Genomic DNA, 13,508 nt, shown 5'->3' on the forward strand with positions numbered 1-13,508 from the left:
TTGCCCGACTTGAGGAGCGTGTTGCGCATAGGCGCAACACGCTCCTCAGCTCCCCTACGGTGCCTGGGTCAGGCGCCGCACGGTCTCGCGAAGCAAGGTGGAGTCCCGGACGCCTTTGCGTGAAAGCGAGACCGCTTCGCCCACCCAGACCACGTGGCCTGTCTTGGCATCCACCACCTCGGCCAAGAGACGTAGCCGCCTGCAGGGCACCGCTGCGCTGGACGTCTCCTGCTCCAGTGCATCGATTTCAGCACCGCTCCGGGGGGCCACCTTCGCGACCTCTCGGAGCGAAGCCTCGACGGCGATACCCGGGAGCTCGAACCCCGGCACGTCGGGCCTGGCTCGAGTCCAGGACGCCTCGGCAATGCCAGCGACCTCGCGCGCCGCGATCACGTCTGCGTTGGCCGACTTCCACTCTCCCCACAAATGGGCGAAGGCCTTCTGTCGCTTCTCGAGAGTCCGCGTCTGATCGCGATCCCACTGCTCGTAGCGCTTCACATACGCAGCAAAATCAGCGGCGTAGGTCGCTCGGCTCGCCGAATAGGCGTCTACGTTCTCGTTGAACTTCGCGATCGAGGCATTGGTCCGCGACAGCGCCTCTCGATAGGCCTCTAGCTCCGCCGGGTCGAAGAGCTTGCGAAGTTCCACGTTGACGTCCGTCTCGTCGAAACTCATCTCGAAGAGTCTCAGAAAGTAGTCGGACTCGAGGTTCTGGTTGGCGAGCAGGTCCGGGGCCCACAGCGAGGTGGGGTCTTCGAGGGCGATCTCCATTCCGCTGAGGCCGCCGTACTCCTGGGCAGGAAGCTCGGCGACATCCTTCAGGTCGACGCCTTCCGGAAGCTTGACTCGCTGGAAGCCCTCGCGGTCGTACCACCAAGGCCGATCGTTGATGTGGAAGGAAGCCACGCTGAACTCGCCCGCGTCCTTCACCGGAAAGCCCGCCGCCAAGAACGCGCCCATCAGCGCGGCTCGGTGCGACTTGTTCGTTCCCTTGGGCACCGAGAGCACCACGTCCACGTCGCCATCGAAGGGGAAGGCGCGCGGAACGGCATCGAGGTAGTAGATGTCCTGGAAGACCTCGTCGATCGTCTCCTGGCGGTACGACGGCGATGGCGGGGCGGAAACCTGGAGCGCCGCCGGCGCGGAAGGCGCGCGAGGCGGGACGGGAGCGGGCTTCGTGAAGTCCATCCCCGGCGCTTCGGGCGGCTCGGACCGAAGCTGAAGTACAGGCGGCTCCTGCTGGGTGGACCTACAGGAAGCGAAGACGACGGGAACGAGGGCCAGGCTGGCGAGATAGAGCTTGTGCATGGAGTGCGCGGTGGAGGGGTCTAGAACATCCCTCTGCACGAGTTCGGAGGGCCACGACCGCCAAGGATCGCCCCATTCTCCTGTGCGGGCGCCAGGGAAGAGCGGCCGGGTCGGGGCACCCCGAGGAAGAAATCTGGAAACCATGACGGGATCCGCTGGCCCTTTGAACAGAGCCCCTTGGAGGCGCGTTCTGCGCCTCCCTCTCCGTCAAGCTGGCGTGCCGTGCGGTGGGCCAGCTTGACGGAGCGTCGCCGTCGCCCTTGTGCTCCGTCCTTCCATGCGCATCCTCTTCCCCGCTCTCCTCGTGGCCCTGGCCACGCTCTCCTTCGCCGATAGCACGACGCAGTACGACCCGAGCTGGGCCAGTGCTCCTGCGACGAGCACGATCGCCCTGGACCACGACGGCGCCCTGACGGACGAGCAGAACGGGGCCATCTTCAAGGCCGCTGTCTCCCAGCTTCAGCCGGGCGATCGTCTGGTCGTGGGAGACGGAACCTGGTCGGTCGATTCACTCTTCCAGGTCAGTCTCGTGGGGACAGCGAACGCGCCCATTCGGATCGAGGCGGCCCCCGGCGCGAAGCCGGTCCTCACGCGGCCTGACGCGAATCGCCCCTCCGCCCCCTCCGCCGGCGCCTTCGAGGTCGGGACCTACGGACGGTACACGGGCACCGGAACGCCGAGCGTGAACGGCCAGCCCCGGATCACCTCGAGCGGCCTGCCCTCCGTGACGAGCGGACCGATCCAGGTAAACCTGGAGGAGGCGCAGGGCGGCGTCCTGGCGATCCTGTTCTTTTACAAGAGCGCCGGCGCCGCAGGTCCGTCCTTCCCGGCCCAGCGCACGATTCTCGCCACCGACGTCCACGGCGACGCGAGCACCCTGCTCGATATCCCGAGCGACCCGGTGTTCGCGGGCGTCACGTTCGACGCTCTCTGGGTGGCGCGCGACGCAGGCGCCGCGAACGGCCGCAGCCAGACCCAGATCGTCCGCTGGACGCTGTAGGCACGCGAGAGCCCCTTTCCTGGGGCAGATACAGACGCCTTACGGCTTTTTCGGGGTTGGAGTGAAAGAACCTGGGTCCCCATCCGACTACCTCGGTAGTAGGATCGAACGACCGCGGTAGTCCGAACGAACGGACGCCCCGGCTCGACCGGCCTGCTTCTCTCACCTCTCCACCCGAACCATGCCCAAGGAACACAGTCTCGGCGATCTCCAGCACGCGATCATGCGCGTGCTCTGGGAACAGGGCGAAATGCCCGTCGCGGACGTCCACCAGGCGCTCCTGGAGGAGCGCGGCCTCGCCCTCACCACCATCGCGACCATGCTGTCGAAGATGGAGAAGAAGGGCGTCGTCCAGCGCCGCATGGAAGGGCGCGGCTTCGTCTACGCCGCCGCCGTCAGCGAGAGCGAAGTGAATCGCTCGATGGTCTCCGACCTCACCGAGCAGCTCTTCCGGGGCGACGCGGCCGCGCTCGTGAGTCACCTGCTCACCGAACAACAGATCGACCGCGGCGAACTCGACGCCATCAAGGAGCTCATCGAACAGCATGCAGCGCGCTCGAACCGCAAGCAGGGCGGAGGCAAGCGATGAGCTTCACTCCTTCCTTCGAGTCGCTCCAGTCGTCGCTGACGGCGTTCCTGGACGGCGACGTACCGGGTCAGATCAGCGCCTGGCTGGCGACCTACCTGGTGCACGGCGTTTGCCTGTTCCTGCTCGCCGCCATCGCGGTGCGGATGGTCAAGAGCGCGCGCATCGGTGAACAGCTCTGGCGCGCCGCGCTCTTCGGGCCGCTCGTTACCGCGAGCCTCCAGCTCGGCGCGGGCCTTCAGCCCGCCCTTGGTCACTGGGAACTCCCAGGAGGATCGACCAGGACGGAGCCAACCCCCGCGGCGCAACCTGTGAACAGAGCGGGCGGACGCGCTCCCTTGGAGCTGCGCGAAGCCGTGATCCTCGCGCGACTCGAAGAGCTCGGCCAACAGCTGTCGCTAGTGGCAGCTGGCGGCGCCCCTTCGGGTGGCTCAGCCGATGCCTCCGTCTCTCCAGCAGCTGCCGACGAGAGCCATGACCCCATGGGCCTCGGCGCGCTTCTCGCTCTCATGGCGGTCACCTCGGGCATCGCCGCGCTCATGCTCCGCGCCCTGCTGGAAGCGATCCGCATCCACCGCCTCGGCCAGCGCGCCCGTTTGATGAGCGGCCCCGTGGTGGAAGCGGTTCGTTCACTGGCGGCGCGCGCCGGGATCCAGCGGAGCATCCGCGTCGAGGTCACTCGTTCAGGCTCGTCGCCCTACGCCACGGGCGCGTTCTTCCCGCGGATCGTCGTGCCCGAGCGCGCCATCCAGGAACTCGACGCTGCCTCGATGCAGGCCATGCTCGCCCACGAGATCGGGCACGTTGCGCGCTTCGATCCGCTCTGGACGGCGGCCGCCCGCTCCGTCGCCGCGCTGTTCTTCTTCCAGCCGCTCAACTGGCTGCTGGTGAAGCGGCTCGACGAAAGCGCCGAGTACTGCTGCGACGAGTTCGCCGTCGACGTCACAGGCAACGAGGTCGCGCTGGCACGCTGCCTCGCCACCGTCGCCGAGTGGATCGTCGGAGCCGATACCAGCCTTCGTGCTGCCTGCCCGATGGCCCACCGGAACTCGCCTCTGACGAGCCGCGTCCACCGGATTCTGGCCACCGACGGCGAGCCTGCGCGACCGCTCGGGCCGCTGCGGTGGATGGGTGGAGCGGCCATTATCGCCACCGCTTTCGCCGCACCAGGCTTCGCCGCGAGAGCGACAGCCGGGGAGACCGAGCCCAAAGTCGAGCTGGCAGCGCCTGCTCCGCTGGGTTCCATCGAGGCCACGGGGTTCGAGACCTCCCGGGGCACATCGCGTTCTGCAGTGCCTTTCGAAGCCCTCGAGCTCTCGGTGATCCAGCTCGGCCAAGAGATCGATGAACTGATCGTCGTCGCCGCCCGGCGCGACGTCCCCGAGTCGACGCTCCAGCGCCTGCGCGCCCTGCGCAACCAGACCCTTGGAGTGCATGCCATCGCGCGAAAGCTCCAGGAGAAAGCGAGCCGCCTCCGGCGCTCGGCTTCTTCTACCCGTTCGTCCAACTGATCCCCCCTCTCACCGACCCCGCCGTCCCCTGAACGGGCGCGAACCAGCGCCTCCAACTCCCATGAAACTGACACTCGCTACCTGCGCCCTCGGCGCTCTCGGACTCACCCCCGCGCTCCATGGAGCCCTCGAGGACCCCGTCGCCCCTGCGCCGCCCGTCCCCCTGCTTCCACCGGTCGTCGGTCTGGCCAGTGTCCCTCGCGCCAGTGTCCCTCTCGCCAATGTCCCTCTCGCTCCGGCACCTCCAGCGACTCCCTACGTGGCGCTGCTTCGCCAGGACGGTCAGCAAGGACTCGAGAAAGACGCGGCCCGTCTGAAGGAAGAAATCGCGCGCCTTCGCAAGGAACTCGACGCGATGCAGAAGGAGATGAAGAACGCAGGCCGCGGCGAGCCAAGGGGCCGCGCCGAAGGTGGCCGTTCGGCAGAATCGCGACAGCGCGATTCGCGCGCAGAAGAGAAGCGCGCCATCGAGCGCGAGTTCGTAGAAGAGCGGGCTCGAAGTGAAGAGCAGCGCGCTCGATCCGAGGAGCAACGTGCTCGCCTCGAGGAGCAGCGTGAACGCGTCGAGGAGATGCGCGAGCGCGCCATGGAAGAACGAGAGGAAGCTCGCGAACGCCTCGAAGAGATGCGCGAAGAAGCCATGGAGCGCGCGGAGGAAGCTCGGGAGGAGGCCATGGAGAGATCCGAGGAGGCGCGCGAGCGCTCCAAGGAGGCACTGAAGGTCTGGACGAAGAGCATGAAGGGCCGCGTGAAGGACGGGTCCCACGCAACGTTCGAGTGGAAGACTGACGAGGGCGAAGAGATCGAAGCGGTCATCCTTCGCCTCGAGGAGGAAGCGAACGGCGACACGGAGCACGTCATCGAAGAGATCATCGAGCAAAGGGTCATCGGGACGAAGGGCCAGAAGCCCCAGGTCTTCCGCTTCAAGTCCGGTGGCCCGGGGTCCGGACCGCGCCCCTTCGGAATGGACGGTGGGCCCGGCTCCGGTGGAACCGGTGCGGGGATCCGCGCTGGAGGACCCAATACCTTCAACATCCACGTCGAGGAGGGCGATGTCCACATCCACACCAGCGGTGGATCCAGCATCACAACATCCAAAGGGATGCGTTTTCCTGGCGCCGTTCAGGGGCTCAAGACGTCCACCGGTAACGTCTTCTTCGGCGCGACGCCTCCGGTCCCCGCGCTTCCGGGTCGGCCGCACGAGGCGGAGTCCCACGAGGTTCACGTCTTTGGACGCGCCGAGATGAAGACCGGCGAGGAGCCCATTTTCTCGGTGAACATCAACGGCAAGGAACTGGATCTCTCCGAACTGGAAGGGTTCTTCTCGGCCGCTGCCGGTGAGGAAGGGGAGTTCCCGTTCGGCATGGTGCTGGGTGAGATTGCCGACATGGACTTCGAAGCCCTCGGCGCCACGATCGATCTGGAAGCACTGGAAGCGCTCGAAGGCCTGGAGGACATTCTGGAGATGGACTTCGACGTCGAGTTCGAGTTCGGCGAAGGCTGTGACGACGAGGAGTGCTGTGACGACGAGTGCGCGGAGGACGAGATCGAGGAGATCGAGGAGGAAGCCCCCCGGGACGACCGCTTCGTTGCCGGGCCCCACTTCGGCAGCCAGATGTCCACGTCGGACGCCAGTGGCTCCCGTCTGATGCTGGTGGGCCCCCAGACCGCCTACGTTCTCGCGGGCCAGCCGCCCGCGACGGCCCCGGCCGTCGCCGCCGAGGCCGAACTCCTCGAACTCGCTCGTCAGATCCAGGCCGACGTCCAGGCCATGCGCGCCGAACTGAACGAGCTCCGGTCCGAGGTTCTCGGCGCCCCGCGCCGCCAGTAGACGGCCAGAATCAAGCCTGACCGTGTCCCAGGGGCCCGGGCCCGCGCCTCGCGCGCGGGTCCGGGCCCTTCTTCGTGTCGCCGTCGCCCGAGCGGCTATCATCTCCGGCCTCGAAATGGCCCAGCCGCCCACCTCAGAACGGCGAATCTCACCCATGACCACGACGACCGCAAGCCCACGCCCCTCCCTCGACGAACTCCGCCCCCACTTCGGCAAGTGGGAGATCGTCGGGGACCTCATCGATCAGTCGATCGATCTGATGCTGAACATCCGCCAGAGCGGGCACCCGGGCGGCTCCCGCTCCAAGGTCCCGTTCATGGTCGCGAGCACCCTCGGTGCGGGCATGCGCTGGGACATCCGGCGGCCGGAGCTCGCCTTCGGCGATCGCTACGTTCTCGTCGCGGGCCACTGCAACCCGGGCACCTACGCGATGCTGGCGGTCTACAACGAAGCGCTCCGCATCTGCCATGAGCGCACCGGCGACGCGAAGTACCTCGTCCCGAACGCCAAGGAGCGCCAGCTCGTCTGGGAGGACCTGCTCTGGCTTCGCCACCATGGACACCTTCCCGGCCACGCCGAGATGGAGGGGAAGACGATGTTCTTCAAGTTCAACACCGGCCCCAGCGGCCACGGTGCGCCCGCCGCGCTCGGTGAAGCGATGGCGCTCAAGCACGCCGGCTCCGACGCCAAGGTGTTCGCCGTCGAGGGCGAGGGCGGGCACTCCGCGGGCTGCCACCACGAGGTCAAGAACTCGGCCTACGGGCTCGGGCTGGACAACCTGATCTACCTCATGGACTGGAACGACCACGGCATCGACGCGTTCGCGAACTCCGAGGTCGCGTACGGGACGCCGAAGGAGTGGTTCGAGTCCTACGGCTGGCGCGTCGCCGGCGCCGAGGACGGCCACGACTACGAGCAGATCACGAAGGCGCTCGTCGAGATCGTTCACGCCGAGGACACGCAGGGTAAGCCCGGCTGCGTCTGGTTCAAGACGCGCAAGGGCCGCGGCTACGGCGTGTTCGACGCGGCGTCCCACGGCAAGTCCCACGGCCGCAACTCCGAGATGTTCTGGAAGTGCCGCGAGGACTTCGCGAAGAAGTACGGCGTCACGTTCGAGGGCCACGGCGACACGACCGATCCCGGCGAGCAGGCTTGCCGCGAGCAGTCGAAGGGCTGGTTCGAGACCGTCTTCAGCGTGCTGCGCGACACGGAAGGTCTCGCGGAGTACGTGGCCAACACCCTGATCGGTCTCGGCGAGTCGGTCCCGGCGAAGCCCGCTAGCTTCAAGCTCGGCTCGGAAGTCAACATGGCCGAGGACCGCGCCTGGCTCGACGAGCTGCCGAAGGAGCTGTTCCTGGAGCCCGGCGCCAAGGGCGCGAACAAGGATGGATTCGCCAAGTTCGGCGCCTGGGTCAACAGCCTGGCGAAGGAGCGCATGGGCCGCCCGCTCGTGCTCGCCTGCTCCGCGGACCTCGCGGACTCGACCGCCATCTCCGGCTTTGCCAAGAACTTCGGCGACAAGCCCAACTTCGGCTGGTACGAGCGCAACTCGAACACCGAGGGCTCGCTCCTCCCCCAGCAGATCACCGAGTTCACGAACGCGGGGCTAGTGGCCGGTGCAGCGACGGTGAACATGAGCGACAAGCCGGAGGAGAACTTCCTCGGCTACTGGGGCGCGTGCTCGACGTACGGCAGCTTCAGCTACCTGAAGTACGGCATGCTGCGCCTCTTCAGCCAGCTCGCCCAGGACTGTGAGCTCAAAGTCGGCAAGGTCATCTGGGTGGCCGGCCACTCGGGCCCGGAGACCGCCGAGGACAGCCGCACCCACTTCGGTATCTTCAGCCCGGTCGTGACGCAGCTCTTCCCCGATGGGCACGTCATCAACCTGCGCCCGTGGAACCACAACGAGCTGGCGCCCGCCCTCGCCGCAGCCCTCAAGACGGACGTGCCGATCATCGCGCTGCACCTCACGCGCCCGGCGACGGTGGTCCCGGACCGCGCGGCCCTGGGCATGCCGAGCTACATGGAAGCCGCGAAGGGCGCCTACGTCCTGCGCGACTACGATCCGAAGCGTCCGAAGGAAGGCACGCTCATCATCGAGGGCACGGCGACGATGGAGTCGATGATCTCGCTCCTGCCGAAGTTCCATGACGGCAGCGCGCCGAACTGCAAGCTCATCGCGACGTCGAGCTACGAGCTCTTCATGCGCCAGGACAAGGAGTACCGCGACTCGGTCCTCCACAAGTCCGACTGGCTCGACAGCACGGTCATCTCGAACGGTTCCCGGATCGGCATGCACCCGTGGCTCTCCAGCAAGGTGGCCGAGCAGTACGCGATGACGAGCGACCACGACGACCGCTGGCGCACGGGTGGCTCGCTGGAAGAGGTGGTCGCCGAGGCCAAGCTCGACCCCGATAGCCTGATGATCGGCATCCAGCGCTTCGCGAGCGACCGCGAAGAGCGCCTCGGTCGCCTTCACTACGCGTAGGCGAACCGCTCAACGGAGCGCTTGAAACGGGAGGCCCCTCGCATCGAGTGGCCTCCCGTTTTCTATCGGCGGTACTGAACCTGGCGGTACTGAACCCGACCCAAAGCCGCCACGTTTCGAAACGTGGCGGCTTTGGGTCGGGTTCGGTACCGCCAGGTTCGGTACCGCCAATTTGCACCAGACTCCCAGGACCACGTCGCTCTGCACCTACCAGATAGGAACGCCCGGGCCGCGGAACTCCAGGAAGTCCGCCGGAGCCAGGCGGATTTGTCCGAGCGCGTCGACGAAGGCGGCTTGAATCGGCACCGACAGCACCTCGCCCTGGGCGAGCGCCGGTGACGGGAACGTGTAGGTGTTCTCGCCGCCTGGTGGAAGCGAACCCAGGCGTCGTCGGCCGTGGGAGTCCGCTACCTGGAGTACGCCAGCGGTGTCTCCGAGCTGAACATGGGTCAGGTTCGAGCCGACGAGGGCATAGACCGTGTCTCCCGCCACCCCGAACGCTCTTGTCTGGAAGGGCGCGCCCGCGGTGACGCTCGTCGGTAAGCGGAAGGTGCGAGGCGCGTCGGCGAGGATGGTTGGCGTTCCGACGCTTGGGACCTGCGCCATCGTGAGCACGTCGGCGAACACCACGATGGAAGTCGAGTCGATGATATACGCAGGAGCAGAGACGCCCGAGTAGCAATAGATGCCAGGCGTTTGACCTCCGATTCCTCCGGCGATGACGGAGGAGTGAACGCGCACATGGCTGGCGTCCCTCACCTCCAGGCCTATCGAACCCGCCGATCCGTCGCCGCAGCACGTCTGGCAGAACCCACCGCTCCAGCCCCACTCCCCGGAAAGCCCACGGATCTCGCAGTTGTCGATCAGCACGTTGGAACGAGCGATGCGAAGACCGGGGAACGAGGGCGCGTAGGCGCCATAGGCGTAGCCAGGATAGATCAGGGACTGGCGGATGGAGACGGCATCGCAGTCCTTGATCAAGTGGTCGCTGATGAGGATCGGCACGAGTCCATAGGTCTCCGCCCCATCGAGCACGATCGGGCCCTCGCAATGGGAGAACAAGAACTTCGCGTGCGTGCCCAAAGTGATCCCACGCAGCACCACTCTCGAGTCAGCGGGGATGTTTCGAACGCTCAACCGGCTGCTTCGCCAGTCAGGATCGGTGTTGATCACGGTGACGCCCTTGGTGTCGATCTCGATCCACTGGGTCGAAGGCTGATCGGTCACGTACAGGACGTCGCCTTCCGCCGCAGCCGCGTAGGCTGCTGAGAAGGTCGAGAAGTCACCGGAGCCGTCAGCAGCGACGATGTGGACATCACTCGGCAAAGACGGAAAGAGGGCGAGCGCAGCCGTCGCCAGGAGAGAGGGGGCGGTGATGAGCATGGGTCCAGCCTGGTGGATCTCTCGCAGCCTGTGGGAGAAGATCGATTGAATCGGGGCGTATGCAGCGAGAGCTCACGCGGGGTTGGTTGTCACCGGCGAACGCCGGATTCCTGGTCGATTTCACCCCGCGGTCCTGAATCTGACGATCCTGAACCCGATCCAAAGCCGCCACGTTTCGAAACGTGGCGGCTTTGGGTCGGGTTCGGTACCGCCAGGTTCGGTACCGCCAAGAGGTCGTCGTCGATGACCGGGTCCCCCCGTCCCTACTGCCTCAGAGAGAGCATGTCCGAGGTCGGTGGCCAGCTGAGCTCCGCTTGCTGCATGCGCCATCTCGCCTTCAATGGACCGGCGTCCAGACGGATGGTCAGCCAGCCTTCGCCGTCCGTCTCGAAGCTCGCCCTCGGCCCCGCGGGAGAGCGGAATTCGACGGATTGACCGGCCAGCGGCTCTTCCGCGACGAAGACGCGCAGGCGATGCTCCGTCACCGTCAACCCGACGGGGACCACGTGGGCCGCGGTCTCCGGGACCGTGACGACAGGGCCATTCAGGACGGCCGCGTCGCCCTGGACGACGCTCGCCACGTATTCACCTGGCTCCAGGAGGCAGCTCCCCAGGGCGTCGGCTGGGCCTTTGATTCCACCCTGTCGACGCGGTGATTCGCCGTCCACTCGATAGAAGGACACGGAGGTCTGCGCGCTCGAGGCGGCTCCCGAGGCCGGTGGCAGCTCGGCGCTTACCGCGACGGGCGCTCCGTTCACGAAGCCGAAGCTCTCCTGGTGCACCTCGCCCTCCTCCAGGACAACGGATCCGATCACGAAGCTGGCCGCGGGCGGTCCGGAGAAGCTCGACCACGAGCGGACGCGCTCGCGGGTGATGGCGACGAGAGTCTCGCCCGCCGGGATTCCCTCCACGTGGAACTTTCCGTTGGCGTCGAGTTCCGGCGCACGCCAGCCGGGTGATCCCGCCATCCGCGGGTCCGCGATGCCCAGGTAGACCGCCCAGCCGCCCGTCGGAAGATGCGCCGGCAGCTCGATCGTGCCCTCCAGCGTCGCTCCGCGCGGCAGGATCAAATGGACCGGCTCCCCATGGTCCTGCGCGGTCCGAAGGTCGCTCAGCACCCACGTTCGGCCGGGCCGGTCCGCCATCACGTAGTAGCTTCCCGCGTCAGGCAGGTCGATCTCGAAGCGACCCTCTTCGTCCGCCAGCGTTTCGGCCGCGGACATGCGCCATTCCTCCCCGCCGTAGCCAGCGCCGCCCCCCAGCATCATCATGCTCGCAGGGGAATCATCGATCTGCGCAGGCCGGACGAGGTAGACCTTGACCCCGATCGCCGGCTCGCCGTCCGGATAGCTCACCGTACCGGTCATCGCGGAGAGCGGCTCCAGAGTGAGGCTGACGACGCGGCGCTCGCCGGGCTGGAGATTCTCGAGAGCCACCGTGCTCTCCCCCGCTGCGCCCCGAACGAACAGTCGGTAGCTGCGCGGAACCACGTGCTCGATGACGCCACCTGGCAGCTCTTCCTTGCCGTCGTGCACCGGATTCACGTAGCTCGAGAAATGACCCGGTGCGAGCGTCTCTGCGAGCGCGACCGAGTAGAGGCTGACCGGGTTCCCCCCAGCGTCGCGCACGTCGAGTTCGAGGCTGGCCGAACCGAGCAGTACCACCGACTTGATCTCTCCGGTCTCTTGGATTTCCGCCGACCATGGCTCGAAGCGCGGGTCCGTCAGGGTTACCGAAATCGGCGCGGGAGCCGCGTCCCGCACTTCGAAGGTCCAACCTGCATCGTCCAGCGCCACGACTTCCAGCACCGTGCCGTCCGCCGCCGTCGCCTGGAACGATTCGGGCGCGATCGCGGGATCCAAGGGACCGACGCGCCGACTCAAGGAGAGCCGCAGGCTGCTGCTCACGGTGGCGCTCAGGTCGACCGGGAACGCCCAGGGCTCGGTGCCGACGACGGGCAGCGTGACGACCTCTGGCTCGCGCGTCCGCTCTCCCTGGGAGGAGTAGAAGCTGAACTCGACCTCCCCCGCCGGAAGCCCCGAGACCTCGAACGTGCTCTGCCCCTCGGGCACCACCGCTCTCAGGCGAGTGGAGGTGCGCTCGAACATCGTGTCCGCCCGTCGGGATTCAGCGACGACGCCCCACGATCGATCGGAGAGCGTCTCGCCCGTCGGTGACTCCATTCGGCCACGGAGGGCGTGGCCCGGCTCCAGCTCCAGCGTCCCCAGCCGCTTGTCGTTCCCGGCTTCGATGGCGTCGAAGCGCCATGCTGCCGTTGCACGTCCCTGGGCCTTGACCTCGAGGTAGAAGCGGTAGTTCAGTGGAACGTCGAAGGACACCTCCATGTTCCCGTCGGGGCCGAGCTCGCCCGCGAGATCCTCCCATTCCAGTGAGTCCTCGGGAGCTTCCTGGACCTGCTGATTGGACTCGTCGGCCCCGCCTTTGGTTCGCCCACTGAGGCTCCACGAAACGCCGGGAACGGGTTGGCCCTCGTCGTCGACGAAGCGAGCGCTGATGCGCGCCGTCCGGTCCATGGCGGGCCGCGTCGTCGGCGCCGCCGCAGCCGACCGCGCGGGATCTGGCCCCGGCGCCGCGAGGTTCGCGACCGGAGCCAAAGAGGCCGTAGACATCGGCGCTCCCGCCAGAGTCGCGGGCCCTGCGCTTCCAGGAGCCGACGAACCCCAGACCCAGGCCACCGCCAGCGCAGAGGCGGCTACGAGCGCCGCGGCACCGAAGACCGCAGGTCTCCCGATGGAGCCCGTGACCACCGTCGCCGAACTCGCCGCGGCCGCCGCGGTCTCCTTCCGAGGCGCAGCCCACGGGAGCAGGGCGAGGCACCACGAGCGACGATCTCCGCCATGGGCCGCATCGATGCGCTGCCGCAGCATCTCGAGCCCACGGTCCACGCGCTGACTCGCCGTCGACTTCGCGACGCCCATACGCCCCGCGGCCTCCGTCACCGAGAGATCCGCCACGTAGACGAGGTGCAGCGCCGTCCGCTGGGGCTCCGGCAGCGCAAGAAGCTCCTCGGCCACGAGGCTCCTGAGCTGCCTGTCCCCCACCACCTCGTCGGTCGCAGGCGCCTCCTGCTCGCGCAGATGGGCCGCCGACTCGGCGCGCTCGCGCTGGTTCCGCGCCGAGCGGAAGGCCTTCGAGCCGGCTCGAAGGAGAACGACGCTGAGCCAGGACCGCTTGTCTCGCGCAGCCCGCCCCGCCTGCAGGTCGGCTAGCCATGCCTCCTGGACAAGGTCGTCGGCTGCGTGGGGATCCTGGACGAGGCTGCGGGCCATGCGCCGCAGCCATTCGTCCTGGCTCAAGATGGCTTCGATGTCGAGTGTGTTCATGATCAGGTGTCTCCAACGCTGGAGTACGAGCGACACGCGATCGTTCGGGGAAATCGC

General features: G+C 67.2%; 8 protein-coding genes. 5 read left to right on the forward strand and 3 right to left on the reverse strand.

Annotated elements, in window-relative coordinates; genetic code table 11:
* Positions 1–54: 54 nt before the first annotated feature.
* Positions 55–1,308, reverse strand: coding sequence for a hypothetical protein (locus tag Poly30_RS26120; RefSeq protein ID WP_145204786.1), 1,254 nt, complete (start codon positions 1,306–1,308; stop codon positions 55–57).
* Positions 1,309–1,585: 277 nt separating this feature from the next.
* Here Poly30_RS26120 and Poly30_RS26125 point away from each other — a divergent pair, with 277 nt between their 5' ends.
* The 5 genes from Poly30_RS26125 to Poly30_RS26145 all read left to right on the forward strand — a co-directional run bounded on the left by Poly30_RS26125 (position 1,586) and on the right by Poly30_RS26145 (position 8,724).
* Positions 1,586–2,308, forward strand: a complete 723-nt coding sequence (locus Poly30_RS26125; RefSeq protein WP_145204789.1) for a hypothetical protein — start codon at positions 1,586–1,588, stop codon at positions 2,306–2,308.
* A 181-nt stretch (positions 2,309–2,489) separates the two neighbouring features.
* Entirely contained in the window at positions 2,490–2,897 is a 408-nt protein-coding gene (locus Poly30_RS26130; RefSeq protein WP_145204792.1) for a BlaI/MecI/CopY family transcriptional regulator, read from the forward strand.
* Positions 2,894–4,405, forward strand: a complete 1,512-nt coding sequence (locus Poly30_RS26135; protein ID WP_145204795.1) for a M56 family metallopeptidase — start codon at positions 2,894–2,896, stop codon at positions 4,403–4,405. Before Poly30_RS26130 ends, Poly30_RS26135 begins: the two co-directional genes overlap by 4 nt.
* Before the next feature lie 61 nt (positions 4,406–4,466).
* The gene (locus Poly30_RS26140) at positions 4,467–6,236 is read left to right on the forward strand and encodes a hypothetical protein (RefSeq protein WP_145204798.1); all 1,770 of its coding nucleotides are present in this window, start codon (positions 4,467–4,469) and stop codon (positions 6,234–6,236) included.
* Between the two features lie 154 nt (positions 6,237–6,390).
* Entirely contained in the window at positions 6,391–8,724 is a 2,334-nt protein-coding gene (locus Poly30_RS26145; protein ID WP_145204801.1) for a transketolase, read from the forward strand.
* A 207-nt stretch (positions 8,725–8,931) separates the two neighbouring features.
* On the opposite strand, the gene Poly30_RS26150 is transcribed toward Poly30_RS26145, so the two are convergent.
* Positions 8,932–10,107 (reverse strand): hypothetical protein, encoded by a 1,176-nt coding sequence (locus Poly30_RS26150; RefSeq protein ID WP_145204804.1) that lies wholly within the window; start codon positions 10,105–10,107, stop codon positions 8,932–8,934.
* Between the two features lie 263 nt (positions 10,108–10,370).
* Positions 10,371–13,451: an RNA polymerase sigma factor gene (locus Poly30_RS26155; protein WP_145204807.1), complete on the reverse strand. Its 3,081-nt coding sequence runs from the start codon at positions 13,449–13,451 to the stop codon at positions 10,371–10,373.
* Between the last annotated feature and the right edge of the window lie 57 nt (positions 13,452–13,508).

This window comes from Saltatorellus ferox (assembly GCA_007751475.1).
Lineage (GTDB): Bacteria > Planctomycetota > UBA1135 > UBA1135.

Excerpts from the sequence above, each read along its gene's own strand:
- Poly30_RS26150 (WP_145204804.1), bottom strand. The coding sequence starts at position 10,107 with ATGCTCATCACCGCCCCCTCTCTCCTGGCGACGGCTGCGCTCGCCCTC.
- Poly30_RS26140 (WP_145204798.1), top strand. The coding sequence starts at position 4,467 with ATGAAACTGACACTCGCTACCTGCGCCCTCGGCGCTCTCGGACTCACC.
- Poly30_RS26155 (WP_145204807.1), bottom strand. The coding sequence starts at position 13,451 with ATGAACACACTCGACATCGAAGCCATCTTGAGCCAGGACGAATGGCTG.
- Poly30_RS26135 (WP_145204795.1), top strand. The coding sequence starts at position 2,894 with ATGAGCTTCACTCCTTCCTTCGAGTCGCTCCAGTCGTCGCTGACGGCG.
- Poly30_RS26130 (WP_145204792.1), top strand. The coding sequence starts at position 2,490 with ATGCCCAAGGAACACAGTCTCGGCGATCTCCAGCACGCGATCATGCGC.
- Poly30_RS26145 (WP_145204801.1), top strand. The coding sequence starts at position 6,391 with ATGACCACGACGACCGCAAGCCCACGCCCCTCCCTCGACGAACTCCGC.
- Poly30_RS26125 (WP_145204789.1), top strand. The coding sequence starts at position 1,586 with ATGCGCATCCTCTTCCCCGCTCTCCTCGTGGCCCTGGCCACGCTCTCC.
- Poly30_RS26120 (WP_145204786.1), bottom strand. The coding sequence starts at position 1,308 with ATGCACAAGCTCTATCTCGCCAGCCTGGCCCTCGTTCCCGTCGTCTTC.